This window comes from Falsiroseomonas sp. E2-1-a4, assembly GCF_051433165.1.
In the GTDB taxonomy this organism is placed as follows: domain Bacteria; phylum Pseudomonadota; class Alphaproteobacteria; order Acetobacterales; family Acetobacteraceae; genus Falsiroseomonas.
On the sequence record NZ_JBHMFS010000014.1, the window covers coordinates 110,635 to 125,844 of the forward strand.

At 70.1% G+C, this 15,210-nt stretch carries 12 protein-coding genes; 6 read left to right on the forward strand and 6 right to left on the reverse strand.

Annotation, left to right across the window (positions count from 1 at the left end; genetic code table 11):
* Positions 1-62: 62 nt before the first annotated feature.
* Positions 63-1,109, forward strand: a complete 1,047-nt coding sequence (locus tag ACFHNC_RS16155; RefSeq protein ID WP_437170259.1) for a HAMP domain-containing protein — start codon at positions 63-65, stop codon at positions 1,107-1,109.
* Between the two features lie 120 nt (positions 1,110-1,229).
* Positions 1,230-2,375 (forward strand): MFS transporter, encoded by a 1,146-nt coding sequence (locus ACFHNC_RS16160; RefSeq protein ID WP_437170260.1) that lies wholly within the window; start codon positions 1,230-1,232, stop codon positions 2,373-2,375.
* 1 nt (position 2,376) lies between these two features.
* Here the strand turns inward: ACFHNC_RS16160 and ACFHNC_RS16165 are convergent, their stop codons facing one another.
* The 3 genes from ACFHNC_RS16165 to acnA all read right to left on the reverse strand — a co-directional run bounded on the left by ACFHNC_RS16165 (position 2,377) and on the right by acnA (position 6,957).
* Positions 2,377-3,144, reverse strand: coding sequence for a metallophosphoesterase family protein (locus tag ACFHNC_RS16165; protein WP_437170261.1), 768 nt, complete (start codon positions 3,142-3,144; stop codon positions 2,377-2,379).
* A complete protein-coding gene (locus ACFHNC_RS16170; protein WP_437170300.1) occupies positions 3,141-4,121 on the reverse strand; it encodes a diacylglycerol/lipid kinase family protein in 981 nt (326 codons plus the stop codon). The genes ACFHNC_RS16165 and ACFHNC_RS16170 overlap by 4 nt, the downstream gene beginning before the upstream one ends.
* Positions 4,122-4,260: 139 nt before the next feature.
* A complete protein-coding gene (gene acnA, locus ACFHNC_RS16175; RefSeq protein WP_437170262.1) occupies positions 4,261-6,957 on the reverse strand; it encodes an aconitate hydratase AcnA in 2,697 nt (898 codons plus the stop codon).
* Positions 6,958-7,187: 230 nt separating this feature from the next.
* On the opposite strand from acnA, the gene ccmA reads away from it, so the two are divergent.
* Together ccmA and ccmB are read left to right on the forward strand one after the other, a co-directional pair.
* Positions 7,188-7,778, forward strand: a complete 591-nt coding sequence (ccmA, locus tag ACFHNC_RS16180) for a heme ABC exporter ATP-binding protein CcmA (RefSeq protein WP_437170263.1) — start codon at positions 7,188-7,190, stop codon at positions 7,776-7,778.
* The gene (gene ccmB / locus ACFHNC_RS16185) at positions 7,775-8,434 is read left to right on the forward strand and encodes a heme exporter protein CcmB (protein ID WP_437170264.1); all 660 of its coding nucleotides are present in this window, start codon (positions 7,775-7,777) and stop codon (positions 8,432-8,434) included. The genes ccmA and ccmB overlap by 4 nt, the downstream gene beginning before the upstream one ends.
* Here ccmB and ACFHNC_RS16190 read toward each other — a convergent pair whose 3' ends face one another.
* The 3 genes from ACFHNC_RS16190 to trxB all read right to left on the reverse strand — a co-directional run bounded on the left by ACFHNC_RS16190 (position 8,435) and on the right by trxB (position 13,215).
* Positions 8,435-10,741, reverse strand: coding sequence for a M10 family metallopeptidase C-terminal domain-containing protein (locus tag ACFHNC_RS16190; RefSeq protein ID WP_437170265.1), 2,307 nt, complete (start codon positions 10,739-10,741; stop codon positions 8,435-8,437).
* A 421-nt stretch (positions 10,742-11,162) separates the two neighbouring features.
* Positions 11,163-12,071, reverse strand: coding sequence for a LysR family transcriptional regulator (locus ACFHNC_RS16195; RefSeq protein WP_437170266.1), 909 nt, complete (start codon positions 12,069-12,071; stop codon positions 11,163-11,165).
* 172 nt (positions 12,072-12,243) lie between these two features.
* A complete protein-coding gene (gene trxB, locus ACFHNC_RS16200) occupies positions 12,244-13,215 on the reverse strand; it encodes a thioredoxin-disulfide reductase (RefSeq protein ID WP_437170267.1) in 972 nt (323 codons plus the stop codon).
* Between the two features lie 181 nt (positions 13,216-13,396).
* On the opposite strand from trxB, the gene ACFHNC_RS16205 reads away from it, so the two are divergent.
* Together ACFHNC_RS16205 and ACFHNC_RS16210 are read left to right on the forward strand one after the other, a co-directional pair.
* On the forward strand, positions 13,397-13,885 hold the full coding sequence (locus tag ACFHNC_RS16205; protein WP_437170268.1) for an Lrp/AsnC family transcriptional regulator: 489 nt from the start codon (positions 13,397-13,399) through the stop codon (positions 13,883-13,885).
* Positions 13,882-15,210 (forward strand): hypothetical protein, encoded by a 1,329-nt coding sequence (locus ACFHNC_RS16210; RefSeq protein WP_437170269.1) that lies wholly within the window; start codon positions 13,882-13,884, stop codon positions 15,208-15,210. Before ACFHNC_RS16205 ends, ACFHNC_RS16210 begins: the two co-directional genes overlap by 4 nt.

A 15,210-nucleotide genomic window follows, 5' to 3' on the forward strand; every position in this document is an offset into this window, starting at 1 on the left:
CTGGGTCAGCCTGCCCCACGTGGCCCGTCCCCCGGTGGCCACGCCCGGGCAGGAGGCCCAGCATGTCCGCCACGTTCCGCCACGGGCTGGGTCGAATCCAGCCGCGCGCCGACGCCCTTCCGGAGTCGCATGCCGCCACCGGCCCGGGCCGCCTCGCCTGGCTCGGCGGGCTGGCCGGGCTGATTGCCTTGTGCCTTGCGGTCGTGCTGCTGCTGCCGCGGATGGAGGCGCCGGACCGCGCCCCGCCCACGGCGGCGGAGGCACTGTCCCTGCTGGCGGCACGCACGCCCGAGCCAGCCACCCTGAGCGGGCTGAGCCGCGCCCTGGGCGTGCTGGAGCGCGACCTGGGCACCTGGCAGCGTCTGGTGGCGCCGGAGGGGCGGGTGGATCTGTCCCGGCTGCGCGAACGTGCGGCGCAATTCAACCCTGCGCGCCCGACGCCCGCCGCCGCCCTTCGGCCCGAGCCGGCCAGCGAGGCCCTGTCCGAGACCCTGGCCGACCCCGGCCATGTGGCGCTGATCGCGCTGGCGGTGATGCTGGCGGCCGCCACACTGCTGGCCGGCATCGCCGCGCTGCTGCTGGAACGCCTGCTGCTGGCGCCGTTCCGGGCGCTGCGCGCGGCCGCCGCCGGCATGGCGGAAGGAGATCTGGACATCACGGTGCCGGGCACCTGCCGCGATGATGAGGCCGGCGCCTTGGCCCGCGCCCTCGAACGCTTCCGGCTGGCCGCCCTGGCCACCCGGCAGGAGACCTGCCTCGATTCGATGACGATGGAGGAAGCGGGCGACCGCATGCTGGCCGCCTCCGGCGAGATCGAGCGCATCGCCGCCACCGCCGCCGCCCGCGGGCTTGAAGCCAGCCTGGCGCTCCGCAGGGGCGAGGCCGGCCGCCGGCAGGTGGCAGAGGGGGCGCGGCAGCTCGCCGAGCAGGTGGTGGTGATCCGCGACGCGACGGACCGGGCCAGCGCCGCCTTGGCCCGCCTCGCCCAGGGGGTGACCCAGCTCGATGCGCCGCGCGCGCCGGAGGGGGCGCCAGAGGGGGTGCCAGAGGGGGTGCCAGAGGGGGTGCCAGAGGGGGCGCCGGTGAGGGAGAGGATGCTGGTGGGCTGACCCAGCCCGGGCGCCAGCCCACCAGCAGACCGATCCCCATCGCGGCGGTCATGACGATGGATGCGGTTGGCGTCTTGGCGGCCCCTTGGCAGCGACGGCAGCAGCGGTCAGCTTGCGCCGGTGAATCCCGCCACCCGCTTTGTCCTGCTCTACAGCGCACAATTCGTTGTGGTGGGCATCACCTTGCCCTTCCTGCCGGCCATCCTGTCCGCGCAGGGCATGTCCCCGGCCGAAGTGGGGGTGCTGCTGGCGGTGGCGGCCGGCGTAAGGCTGGTGGCGGGGCCGGCGGGAGGCCGGCTGGCGGATGCGCTGGGCGATGCACGGGTGCTGCTGGTGGCAGGGTCCGCGCTCGCGGCGCTGGCGGCCTGCGGCTTCCTGGTGCCGGCCGGCTTCGGGCTGCTGCTGCTGGTAATGGCGCTGCACAGCGCCGCCTTCGCCCCGGTGGTGCCGCTGACCGATGCGCTGGCGCTCGCAGCCTCCCGCGCCCCGGGTGGCTTCGATTACGCGCGCGTGCGGGCGGCGGGCAGCATTGCCTTCATGCTGGCGGCGATCGTGGTGGGGCAGGCGGTGGCGCTGGCCGGCATCCAGGCGGCGGCCTGGCTGCTGGTGGCCGGGCTGGCCGCGACATCGCTGGCCGCGCTCGCCTTGCCCGGCCGGGCGCCGCGCGCCGGGCGGGCGGTGGCGCGCGGCTGGGCGGGGTTCCTGGCGCCGCTGCGGATTCCGGCGGTGCGGCGGCTGATGCTGGTCTCGGCGCTGATCCAGGGCAGCCATGCGCTGTATTACGGCTTCGGCACGCTGCATTGGCAGGCGGCGGGGCTGGGCGCCGGGCTGATCGGCGGGCTGTGGGCGGTTGGCGTGCTGGCGGAGGTGGCGCTGTTCCTGTGGGGGCGGGGGCTTGTGACGCGGCTCGGGCCGGTCGGCCTGTCGCTGGTCGCGGCCGGGGCCGGGGTGCTGCGCTGGGGCGTGACGGCGCTGACGGTCGATCCCTGGCTGCTGGTGCCGGCGCAGATACTGCACGCGGCGACCTTCGGCATGCAGCATTTGGCGACCATGGCGGTGCTGGCCCGGGTGGTGCCGCCCGCCGAGGCCGGCACGGCGCAGACGCTGCATGCGGCGCTGGGGGTCGGGCTGTGGATGGGGCTGCTGGCCCTGGCCTGTGGGCCGCTTTATGCCGCGGTGGGCGGGGCGGGGTTCTGGGCCATGGCGGTGCTGTGCCTGCTGGCGCTGCCGGCCAGCCTGGCGCTGGGGCGGGCGCTGCGGGGCTGAATCATGCCGCCGGCGGCAAATCCTCCCACCCCGCGCCATGCCACAGGCGCGGCGTGACGGTGGCGCGGCCATCCTCCACGATGATGCGGTTATAGGCGTTGGGCGTGCCGCGCAGCCGGACGGAGGTGGCGCTGCCGGCCTGGGCCACCACCAGCCCCCCCTCCCGCACCGGGCGGACATCGCCGAGATGCAGATGCCCGGTCAGCACCAGCCGCACATCATGCCGCGCGAAGGCGGCCAGCGCCGGTTCGGCATTGCCCACCAGCCGGGCGCCGGGCTTGAGGATCGGCGCCAGGAAGGGGTGGTGCGCCACGATGATGCGGAACAGGCCGGGCGGCAGCGCCGCCAGCCGCCCCTCCGCCGCTGCCAGCCTGGTGCCGGAGACGCGGCCGCGCGCCCAGTTCAGATACAGCCCGGCACGGCGGGCGGTGTTCATGCCGACGATGGCGATCTCCGCATCCTCGAACACCGGCTCCGTCACCGCGTGGACATGGCGGCGCCAGCGGCGATACGGGTCCGTGAAACGCTCGACCAGATTGTAGGGCGACATGTCGTGATTACCGGGCACGATCAGCCGCGGTGCGGGCAGCGTCTCCAGGAAAGCCATGGCGGCGATGAATTCCTCATGCCGCGCGCCCTGGGTCAGGTCGCCGGAGACGGCGATGAGGTCGGGCGCCCAATCGGCCAGCTCCTGCACGAAGCTGGCCACCACCTCAGGGTCCTCGGCGCCGAAATGCAGGTCCGACAGATGCGCCACGCGGCGCGTCATGCGGACGGTTGAACCGGGCCGGTCTCGGCCGCCGGATTTTCGGCGGGCGGGCCGGGCACGATGACGCGCAGCGCACCGGGATGGATGCGGTAGATCAGCGGCGGCGCGATCAGCAGCGCCTCCCCGTCATTCATCACGCGGATCGCGGTGCGCGCGGAGCCGATTGTCACTTCCTGCGCCGTGCGTTCCTGCACGAGGCGGGAGCCACGCCAGGTTCCGAGGAACATGCCCGCCATCATCTTTACCCACCACCATGCCCCGTAGCGACGCGCGACATAGAGGGCGAGTTCCCCGGCATCGAGCCGCGGCCGGGCCATCATCAGGTTGAAGCCCTCGGCATAGCGGTTGTTCGCCACCGCCAGCGCCCGGGTCCACAGCCGCACCGTCAGCCCTTCGCCCAGCCGCACGCTGAGCCGCATCGGCCGGTGCCGCCATTCGGAGCGCAGCGCAGCGAGGAGGAAGACCAGCCGCGGCCGCAGCCCCCGCTTGCCACGCCCGCGTTCCCGGTGCCGGCCTAACCAGGACGGGCTGCCGAGCACGGAGGAACACAGGAAGACATGGCCGTTCACATCCGCCACATCGATGGCGCGGATGGTGCCATGCGCCAGCGCCGCCGCCGCCGCTTCCAGTTCCAGCGGGATGCCGAGATCCTTGGCCAGCATGTTCATGGTGCCGAGCGGCAGGATACCGAGCGCGGCCTGCTTGCCCATCATCCGTTCGGCGGCCGCCATGATGGAGCCGTCGCCGCCGCCCACCACCACGGCCTCCGCTCCCATCGCCACCGCCTCATCCAGCCGGGCGAGCAGGCCCTCCGCATGGTCGGGCACCAGCACCGCCTCCACGCCCGCCGCGGCCAGGTGGCGCGCGACCTCCGCCTCGATCGTGTCGCGGCCGAGGGCGGTGCCGGAGGCGGCATTGATGACGACGGCGACCCGGCGGGGGGAGGGGCCATCAGGGGGCGAAGGCGGCAGGATCAGGCTCCGTGGCGAAAGCGTGGCGTGATGACAGCGGCGGGGGCGGCCGAAGGTTCCGCATTCGCGATGTTACAACCAGCCCAAGAAAAAAGGCGCGGCCCCTGCGGACCGCGCCTTTTCCTACACGATAGCGAAGGCCGGATCAGGCCGCCTTCGCCATGCCACGCAGCACGTAGTTCAGGATCCCGCCATTCTTGTAGTACTCGACCTCATCCGCCGTATCGACGCGGCAGAGCAGCGACGTGCGGTGGGTGGTGCCGTCGGGGCGGTGGATGACCATGCCCACCTGCATCCGGGCGGCCAGCGTTTCCAGCCCTTCCAGGTCGATGATCTCGGCGCCGGTGATGCCCAGCGACTGGCGGGTCTCGCCATTCTGGAAGACCAGCGGCAGCACGCCCATGCCGACCAGGTTCGAGCGGTGGATGCGCTCGAAGCTCTCGGTGATCACCGCCTTCACGCCGAGCAGGAAGGTGCCCTTGGCCGCCCAGTCGCGGGAGGAGCCGGTGCCGTATTCCTTGCCGCCGAAGATCACCAGCGGCACGCCCTCCGCCTTGTACTTCATCGCCGCATCATAGATCGGCAGCACTTCGCCCGAGGGCTGGTGCTTGGTCATGCCGCCCTCGATGCCCGGCACCAGCTCATTGCGAATACGGGTATTCGCAAAAGTGCCGCGCATCATGACTTCATGGTTGCCGCGGCGGGCGCCGTAGCTGTTGAAGTCATTCTGGCGGACCTGGTGTTCCAGCAGGTAATCGCCAGCCGGGGACGCCTTCTTGATGGCACCGGCCGGGGAGATGTGGTCGGTGGTGATGCTGTCGCCCAGCTCGGCCAGGATGCGCGCCCCGGTGATCGGCGGGATCGCGGGGATCTCCATCGTCATGCCGGTGAAGTAGGGCGGGTTCTGGACGTAGGTGGAGCCGCCATTCCAGCGGTAGGTGTCGCTATCCGTGTCGACGCGGATCGCCTGCCACTGCGCCGGGCCTTTGAACACATCGCCATAGCGATCCATGAACATTTCGCGCGACACGGCGGAGTGGACGGTGTCGTTCACTTCCTTCTGCGTCGGCCAGATGTCCTTCAGGTACACCGGCTGGCCGTTGCTGCCGGTGCCGATCGGGTCCGTGGTCAGGTTCAGCTTGACGGTCCCGGCCAGCGCATAGGCGACCACCAGCGGCGGGGAGGCCAGGTAGTTCGCGCGGACATTGGCGTGGACGCGGCCCTCGAAGTTGCGGTTGCCGGAAAGGACGCTGGAGACGACCAGCTTGTTGTCCTCGATGGCCTCCAGGATCGGGTCTTCCAGCGGGCCGGAATTGCCGATGCAGGTGGTGCAGCCATAGCCCACGGTCTGGAAGCCGAGCGCATCCAGATCCGCCGTCAGCCCGGCCTTGTCGAGATATTCGGTGACCACCTGCGAGCCAGGCGCCAGCGAGGTCTTGACCCAGGCCTTCGGCGTCAGCCCCAGCGCCCGCGCCTTGCGCGCGACCAGGCCGGCCGCGACCATGACATACGGGTTGGAGGTGTTGGTGCACGACGTGATCGCCGCGATCACCACATCCCCATGGCCGAGGTCGTAGTTCTTGCCCGCGACCGGCACGCGCAGATCGGCCTTGTCGCCCGGCACACCCATGGTGCCAGCGGCCAAGTCCTTGCCGAAGCTGGTGGAAACCTGGGTCAGCGGCACGCGGTCCTGCGGCCGCTTCGGGCCGGCCATGGAGGGCTCGACCGTCGACAGGTCGAGTTCCATCGTATCCGTGAACACCGGGTCGGGCGTGGAGGCATCGCGCCACAGGCCCTGCGCCTTGGCATAGGCTTCGGTCAGCTTGATGCGATGCTCGTCGCGGCCGGACAGGCGCAGATAGTCGATGGTGGTCTGGTCGATCGGGAAGAAGCCGCAGGTCGCGCCGTATTCCGGGGCCATGTTGCCGATGGTGGCACGGTCGGCGAGCGCCATGTCCTCCAGGCCCGGGCCGTAGAATTCGACGAACTTGCCGACCACGCCCTTCTTGCGGAGCATCTGCGTGACCGTCAGCACCATGTCGGTGGCCGTCACGCCTTCGCGCACCTTGCCAACCAGGCGGAAACCGATGACGTCCGGGATCAGCATGGCGATGGGTTGGCCGAGCATCGCGGCCTCGGCCTCGATCCCGCCGACGCCCCAGCCGAGCACGCCCAGGCCGTTCACCATGGTGGTGTGGCTGTCCGTGCCGTAGCAGCTATCCGGGAACACATAGGTGTCCGGCCCGTCCTGCGCGGTCCAGGCGACCTGCGCCAGGTATTCCAGGTTCACCTGGTGGCAGATGCCGGTGCCCGGCGGCACGACGCGGAAATTGGCGAAGGCGGACTGGCCCCAGCGCAGGAATTCATAGCGCTCACCGTTGCGCTCGAACTCCACATCGACGTTCTTCTGCAGCGCGTTCGCGGTGCCGGAGAAGTCCACCATCACGGAGTGGTCGATCACCAGATCGACCGGCACCAGCGGGTTCACCTTCTTCGGATCACCGCCAAGGTTCGACAGCGCATCGCGCATCGCGGCCAGGTCGACCACGGCCGGAACGCCCGTGAAATCCTGCAGCAGGATGCGGGCCGGGCGGAACGGAACTTCCTTGGTGGAGGAACCCTTCTCGAGCCAGGCAACCACGGCCTTGGCATCATCCACCGTGTAGCTGCGGCCATCCTCGAAGCGCAGCACGTTCTCCAGCAGCACCTTCAGGCTGACCGGCAACCGGCTCGGGTCGCCGATGGCGGCAGCAGCCTCGGGCAGGCTGAAATAATGATAGTCCTTGCCGTCCACCTGAAGGGTACGGCGGGTCTTCAGGCTGTCCTGCCCGATCATCCGCATGGTCCGGGGTCCCCGTTCGCGTGGCGCCGGGTTGGGTGCCACCCCGGAAGCGGGGCGCCTCCGCCAAGCCTGGCGCGGTTCCGCCGTGCCGCTTTCGCGACCGCAGCAGGCGGCTTAAACCACAGGGACCGGAGGCGGTCCATCCGCTACAGGCTGGTTACGTCCGGTTGTGCGGCGGGCGGCGCCTTTCGGGTTGTTTTCTTGCGTGAGTCGGGGTTGGGGAGAACGAGGTGCTGGAAGCGCGGGATCTGGCCTGCTGGCGGGGCGACCGCGCAATTTTCGCCGGGCTGTCCTTCACGCTGGAGGCGGGCGGCGCGCTGCTGCTGCTCGGCGCCAATGGCGCGGGCAAATCCAGCCTGCTGCGGCTGCTGGCCGGTCTGATCCCGGCGGCGGAGGGGGAATTGCTGTGGGATGGCGCCGATGCGCTGGCCGATCGCGTCGGCCATGCCGGCCGGCTGCGCTACCTCAGCCACCAGGACGCGCTGAAGCCGAGCCTGACGGCGCGGGAGAACCTGGAATTCTACGCGAAACTGTGGGGCGGCGATGTTGCTGCGGCGCTGGAGTCCGTGGGTTTGGCGGATCTGGCGGAACTGCCGGCGCGGGTGCTGTCCTCCGGCCAGAAGCGCCGCCTGGCGCTGGCCCGGTTGGCGCTGGCGCCGGCGCCGCTGTGGTTGCTGGATGAGCCGACGGTGGGGCTGGACGCGGCCTCCGTCACCCGTCTCGGCGGGCTGCTCGCAACCCACCGCGCCGCCGGCGGCGCCGTGATCGCCGCCACCCACCTGCCATTGCCCCTGCCCGGCGCGCGGGAGCTGGCGTTGTGAGGGGTTTCTGGGCGGTGCTGGGGCGGGAGGTGCGGCTGGCGCTGCGCCACCCGGCGGATACCCTGGCCGCCGTGCTGTTCTTCGTGCTGGTCTGCGCGCTGTTCCCCTTTGGCATCGGACCCTCCCCCGAAATCCTGGCCCGTATCGCCCCCGGCGCGCTGCTGGCGGCCGCGCTGCTGGCGGCGCTGCTGCCGCTCGACCGGCAATTCGGGGCGGAGGCGGAGGATGGGTCGCTGGACCAGTTGCTGCTGTCCGGCCTGCCACCCTCGGCGCTCGCGGGCGCCAAGGCGCTGGGGCACTGGATCGTCACCGGCCTGCCGCTGCTGGCCGCGACGCCGATCGCGGCCGCCATGCTGAACCTGCCGGTGGAGGCCTGGGGGGCGGCGATGATGGCGCTTGGTCTGGCGACCGGCGTGCTGTCCCTGTTCGGCACGGCGGGTGCGGCGCTGACGCTGGGGGCGCGGCGCGGTGGGGTGCTGCTGCCGCTGCTGGTGCTGCCGCTGTCCATCCCCGCCGTGATCTTCGGCGCCGCGGCGATCGAGGCCGCGGCGGCTGGGCTGACGCCGCGGCCCTATCTGCTGCTGCTGGCAGCCCTGCTGGCGCTCGCCGCGCCGTTGGCCCCGCTGGCGGCGGGGGCGGCGCTCCGGGGGGAGTGATCAGGCCATCCAGATATTCATCTGTGCAGGCTCCGGCGGCTCGAACACGAAAATCGTCTCGGTGATATCCGCCACGGCGATGTTCCGCAGGAAGACGGACCCGCCGGTCTGCGCGAAATCCAGCCGCGTATGGCGGCCCAGATCGACCAGCGCGGCCATCAGCGACATGACATCGCTGAACAGCTCGGAGGCATCCAGGCGGTCCTCGGTGAGGTCGAAATCGGAAATCAGGCTGTGGCCGGTGCTTTCCGCGTCGAACCCAAAAAGATCCGCGCCGGCGCCGCCAATCAGCGTGTCGTTGCCGGACCCGCCACTCAGCGAGTCGGCGCCATCGCCGCCCAGCAGCCGGTCATGGCCGGCCCCGCCGATCAGGACGTCATCGCCGCGCCCGCCCACCAGCGTGTCATTGCCGAGGCCGCCGAGGATGGTATCGGCGCCGTCATGCCCGGCAAGGAGATTGTCCAGCGTATTGCCGACGATCCAGTTCGCCTCGGCATTGCCGTAGCCGTTCACTGCAAAGCCCACCAGGTCCAGCCGCTCCACATGCTGCGTCAGGCGGTAGTCGATGCTGGCCAGGACCTTGTCGTATCCCTCATTGGCCAATTCGATGACGCGGTCGCCGGCATCCTCCACCCGGTAGACGTCGTCCCCGGCACCGCCCAGCATGAGGTCATTGCCGGTGCCGCCCGACAGCACGTCGTTGCCGTTCCCGCCATAAAGGCGATCATTCCCCGCGCCGCCATAGAGAAGATCGTCGCCGGCGCCGCCATCGAGCCGGTCATCCCCGTCGAGGCCGTTGAGGTTGTCGTTGCCGTCGCCGCCGGTCAGGAAATTGTCGAAGCTGTTGCCCACGATGTGGTTGGACAGGTCATTGCCATGACCGAAGGCGGCACCCGCGGCCTCGGTCAGCCGCAGCACCTCCAGGTTCAGGCCGAGGCGATAGCCGGTGCTGGCGATGACGGTGTCGATGCCCTCGCCCGGCCGTTCCCAGATCCGGTCCAGCTGGTGATCGACCAGGTAGGTATCGTTGCCGGTGCCGCCACGCCTCAGGTCGATGCCCGCCCCACCATCCAGCGTATCGGCGCCGGCGCCGCCATCCAGCGTATCCGCCCCGGCGCCGCCCTGCAGCCAGTTGGCGGCCTGGTTGCCCAGGATATGGTCGTTGCCGCTGCCGCCCACCACATTTTCGATCAGCGACCGCGGGTCATCCTGGTGCAGGAGGGCGTTGTATAGACTGCGCTGTGCCATATGCGTGCCGCGCGCCTCCCCGGTATTGGCGGGGGTGAGGTCGGCAAGCTGGTTCTCGGCGAGAATCGAGCCCGCGCCCGGCGTCAGGTCGATCCGCAGATCGGTGCCATAGGCGGAGAAATCATAGGTATCGATACCGCCGCCATCCCAGATGGTCAGCAGGATGAAGTTGGCGCCGGGTGCGCCCTGGCCGATGCCATCGACGAAGACCTCCCCCGTCGCCGGGTCGAAGCGATAGGTCGTGTTGCCGGCATGGGTCGCGTAATTGGCGCCGTAGAGATGCTGGAGCGCCTGGATATCGAGGGTCATCCAGGTCTGCGGCATGTCGTAGCTGCCCCGCAACTGCTGGTCGCCGGTGCCGCCGCCGACCGGCATGCGGTAGGCCATGTTGGTGAATTCGACGCTGTCCCGGGCGGCCGGCATCTGGAACAGCGAACCGCCGGGCCGCGAATTGTCCGAATGCGGATGCGACAGGCCCAGCGCGTGGCCAAGCTCGTGCATGATGACGTGCCAGGCGACGCTGCCCGGAATCGGGTCCAGCAGCCCACCCGGGCCGTCCTCGAACATCGTGCTGGACAGCCAGGTGTCGCCGCCCCGGACGCCGGAGCCGTAGGCGCCGGTCACCTCGGCAGCCTCGAAACGCTCGATGCCGGGGAAGCCGGCGAAGCCGAACAGGTCGGTCAGCGCGGCGGCGGCGCCAAAGCGAAGCGTCGCCGTTTCATGGTCCTCCGTTCGGGTCAGCTGCAGGTTGGTGAAGGCGGCGAGGGAGGTGAGGCGCTGCGCCTGGCCGCCCGGCAGATCCGATTCGCCGGCCAGGATCAGGTCCAGCGCCCGGGTCAGCGACTCGGTGGGCGCCAAGGCCGCGTTGCCGAGGCCGATGGGAAAGGCGGCGCCCCAGGCGGCCTGGTCCGGCGGCAGGGCGTAGGTCAGGTCCTGGCTGCTCCAGCGCGTACCGGCCAGGAGCGAATCGATCGTGGCTTCCCCGGTATAGGGCACGCCGGTCACTTCGCGGTTGGCGGGGGTTGGCCCTGACGCGGTGAAGCCGAGGGAGGCATGCATCAAGGCCGAATCGGACTGCCGCAATCCGATTGCACCGCAGACGAGACACATGGCCGGGTACCCTCCCTGAATCTGCAGGAAGGTTTAACGATTCGCTTCAGGCTGCACATAATATTTCTTTTGGCGAAACGATCTTGTGACCCGCGCAAAAAAAAGGCCGCCAACCCGTTGGGGTAGCGGCCTAAGTCAAACAGGGAGGCTTCACGTCTGGGAGACGAAGGGGTTCGAGACTGGCTCGAGGGACCCTGACCCGGCGTCGCCGCCGTGACCACGCCTACATACGGTGCAGTGCATCATTGTGGTTGGGCGTATTCCGATGAGCGGCCATGCACTGAGTGCATGGAGGCGAAATACAACCTCGTTAATCACGCAGCTCAACACTGCGAGCGAATTCCACGATCACTCCACCCAGGGTGGCGAATCAGCTCGCCGCCTGCAACCGCGACGGCGAGGCCAGCTCCGCCACCAGGAAGTCGCGGAACACCGCGACGCGCTTAGAATGGCGCAGTTCTTCCGGATAGACGAAATACGCCTCGATCCGGGGGGATTTCAGCTCGGGCAGCACCTGCACCAGCCCGTCCAGCTCATCGCCCATGTAGTCCGGCAGGGCGGCGATGCCGAGGCCGCTGCGCACGGCGGCCAGGATGCCGGGCAGGCTGTTCATTTCCAGTACCGCGCGGCGGGTGGAGCCGGGGCGGCGCCCGGCCTCCTGCAACCAGTTCACCGAGTCGACCGGTGGGCGATAATCGCCGTAGACGATCATCCGGTGGGCATCGAGGTCCTCGGCCCGGGTCGGCATGCCGGCGGTCTTCAGATAGTCCGGCGACCCGCAGACGCGCCAGCCGAAGGTGCCGAGGTTGCGCTGGATCAGGTCCGGCTGCCGCGGCGGATGCAGGCGGATGGCCACATCGGCCTCCCGCATCGCCAGATCGAGGTCGGCATCATCCAGCACGACGGTCAGCGTGACATCCGGGTGCAGCGCCATGAAGCGGCGCAGACGGGGCGCCAGCCAGACACTGCCGAAACCGGTGGTGGTGGTGACCTTCAGCCTGCCGGTCGGGCGTTCGCGGCTTTCGGTCAGCAGCGCTTCCGTCATCGCCAGCTTGGCAAAAACCTCCCGCACCGCGCGGTTCAGGGTTTCGCCCTGCTCGGTCAGGATCAGGCCGCGGGCGTGGCGGTGGAACAGCGGAACGGCCAGCGCCTCCTCCAGCGCCTGGATCTGGCGGGAGACGGCGGATTGCGAAAGATTCAGCGTCTCTCCGGCATGGGTAAAGGACCCAGCTTCGGCGACAGCGTGGAAAACGCGCAGCTTGTCCCAATCCAACGGCATGCCGGCGCCCGATTCCCTGTTCCCGAAGCCCGGCAAAATGACATGCACGGGCAGGTTTTGAGTAGCATGTCAGTTGCAAACGGGGCGTTTTTTTCCCCGGCATTGCCGATCCTGGCCGAAAAATACCGAAGTGACGGCGATTGCAGCCCGCTTCTGCCCCCGGCCTTCCGTGTCAGGCCGCTGCGGCATCCACCGCCGGCAGATGCGCCAGGAACTTCTCTGCCTCCAGCGCCGCCATGCAGCCGGTGCCGGCGGCGGTGACGGCCTGGCGGAAGATCTTGTCCTGCACGTCGCCGGCCGCGAAGACGCCCGGGATGCTCGTCTGCGTGGTGCCGGGGGTGGTGCGGATATAGCCCTCGGCATCCATGCCGATCTGGCCCTTGAACAAAGCCGTGGCCGGGTCGTGGCCGATCGCGACGAATAGGCCATGCACCGGCAATTCGCTGGTGGCGCCGGTCTTCAGGTGGCGCAGCGCCAAGCCCCGCGCCACCGCCACCCGGCCGCTCGAATCGGCCAGCACCTGATCCACCGCCGTGTCCCAGATGACGGAGACATTGGGCCGCTCGAACAGCCGCTGCTGCAGAATCTTCTCCGACCGCAGGCTGTCCCGCCGGTGGATCAGCGTGACGTGGCGCGCCAGATTCGACAGATACAGCGCCTCCTCCGTCGCGGAATTGCCACCGCCGACCACGGCGACATCCTTGCCGCGGTAGAAGAAGCCATCGCAGGTGGCGCAGGCGGAGACACCGAAGCCGGACAGCTCCTTCTCCCCCGGAATGCCGAGCCAGCGGGCCTGCGCGCCGGTCGCGATCACCAGCGCCTCCGCCTCATACACCGCGCCGGAATCGCCCAGGCAGCGGAAGGGCCGGCGGCCGAGATCGACCTGGGTGATCACGTCCTGGATCACCTGCGCGCCGACATGGGTGGCCTGGGCCTGCATCTGTTCCATCAGCCAGGGGCCCTGGATCGGCTCGGCGAAGCCCGGGAAATTCTCCACCTCGGTCGTGATGGTGAGCTGCCCGCCCGGCTGCAGCCCGGCCACCACCAGCGGCTTCAGGCCGGCGCGGGCGGCATAGATCGCCGCGGTGTAGCCGGCGGGGCCGGCGCCGAGGATCAGCAGGCGGGTGTGGTGGGTCTGGGACACGGCGGTATCGATTCCAGCAGCGGGGGATGTGCATCCCTCATATCGGCCGTGCGGTGCCGATGCTCAACCCGCGCGGGCGGTTCCGGCGCGGTTACGCAGGAAATGGAGGTCCGCGTCTTGTAGATCGCGCGTGTCGAAAGGATATTGCGTCCGACAGCCAAACCAGGACATGACGGACTAGATGACGGACGCCCTTCCGCCGGATATCGACGAGGTGGACCGCCAGATTCTGGCGGAGCTCCAGGCCGATGGCCGGATGACCAATGTGGAACTCGCCCGCCGCGTCGGCCTCTCGGCGCCGCCCTGCCTGCGCCGCGTGCGGCGGCTGGAGGAGCAGGGGGTGATCCGCGGCTATCACGCCGACCTCGACCCGCAGGTGCTGGGCTGGGAGATCACCTTCTTCGCCCTGGTCGGGCTGGAGACCCAGAAGCAGACCGTGCTGTCCGCCTTCGAGGCGATGGTCTGTGAATGGCCGGAGGTGCGCGAATGCCACATGATCCGCGGCGGCGGCGACTTCATGCTGCGGCTGGTGGCACGCGACACGGCGCATGAGAACGCGCTGACCGCCAAGCTGACGGATGCGCCCAGCGTGTTGCGGGTGCAGACCCTGCAGACCATCCGCACCACCAAGGACGAAAGCGGCGTGCCGGTGGAGGGCCTGCCGGCGTGAAGCTGCCGGGTTGGGGGCGGCTTCTCGTTGCCATCTGCCTCGCTGCCCTAACCGGCCCGGCCTCCGCCAGCGCCCCACCGCATGAGGCCGCCTGCCCACCCGGCCTGCCGGAGGGCACAAGCTGCCTGCGCGGTCGCGACGCGAACGGGGCCTGGCTGCTGCTGGCCCGCCCCGCGAACTGGCATGGCGGGCTGGTGACGCACATCTTCGGCGGCCCCCGCATGGCCGCCCCCGGCCCTGGCACCACCGATGAGGATCTGCTGCGCTACGCCGAATTCCTGCGTGCCGGCTGGGCCTGGGCATCCACCAGCCGCCGCCGCGCCGGCTACGGCATCCGTCGCGCGGCGGAGGATACGCTGGCGGTGCGCGGCATCGCGGAACAGGCGCTCGGCCCCGTCCGCTTCAGCCTGCTGCATGGCCAATCCTGGGGTGCGGCCGTCGCGGCCAAGGCGATCGAGACGCTGAATGAGGCGGGGCCGGAGGGCCGGCGCCCCTTCCAGGCGGCGCTGCTGACCTCCGGCGTGCTGGCCGGGCCCAGCCGCGCCTATGACATGCGGGTGGATCTGCGCGCCGCCTTCCAGGCCATCTGCGGCAGCCACCCGAGGCCGGAGGAACCGCAATACCCGGTCACCCTCGGCCTGGCGCAGGGCGCCCGCATGGCGCGGGAGGAGCTGATGGGGCGCTACCTGTCCTGCACCGGTGCCGACCGGGCGGCCGAGGCCCGCAGCCCGGCGCAGCGCCAGGCGCTGGCCGACCTGGCGGCCGCCAGCCGGATTCCCGAATGGGCCATCCCCGGGCACCTCGCCTGGGCCACCACGCAATTCGCCGATATCGCCTGGCAGATGATGGGGGGTCGCAGCGCCTTCGGGAATGCCGGGGTGCACTATGCCGGCACCTCCGACGATGCGGGATTGAACGCCCGCATTCCCCGCATCACGCCGGACCCGGACGCCGCGGCGCGGCTGGCGGAGGATGGCGACCCGAACGGGCGCATCGCCATTCCGGTGCTGACGCTGCATGGGGTAGGGGACATGACCGTCTTCGTCGAGCATCAGGCGGCCTACCGCGAGACGCTCGCCCGCGCCGGCACCGACCATCTGCTGGTGCAGGTCTTCACCGAGGAGATGGAGCATTCGAAGCTCGCCGGCCCGATCTACGCCGCCGCCGCCGCGGCGCTGCGCGACTGGGCCGAGCTGCGCCGGCGTCCGACCCCGGCCGACCTCCGCGGCCGTTGCGACACGCTGGCGGGCCCCGAGACCGGGTCCTGCCGCATCCTGCCGGGCTACCAGCCGCAGCCCTGGACCAGCCGCGTCAATCCGCGCTGA

Coding starts and splice junctions, on each gene's coding strand:
- ACFHNC_RS16195 (WP_437170266.1), bottom strand. CDS start 12,071: ATGCCGTTGGATTGGGACAAGCTGCGCGTTTTCCACGCTGTCGCCGAA.
- acnA (WP_437170262.1), bottom strand. CDS start 6,957: ATGCGGATGATCGGGCAGGACAGCCTGAAGACCCGCCGTACCCTTCAG.
- ACFHNC_RS16205 (WP_437170268.1), top strand. CDS start 13,397: ATGACGGACGCCCTTCCGCCGGATATCGACGAGGTGGACCGCCAGATT.
- ACFHNC_RS16165 (WP_437170261.1), bottom strand. CDS start 3,144: ATGACGCGCCGCGTGGCGCATCTGTCGGACCTGCATTTCGGCGCCGAG.
- ACFHNC_RS16190 (WP_437170265.1), bottom strand. CDS start 10,741: ATGCATGCCTCCCTCGGCTTCACCGCGTCAGGGCCAACCCCCGCCAAC.
- ACFHNC_RS16155 (WP_437170259.1), top strand. CDS start 63: ATGTCCGCCACGTTCCGCCACGGGCTGGGTCGAATCCAGCCGCGCGCC.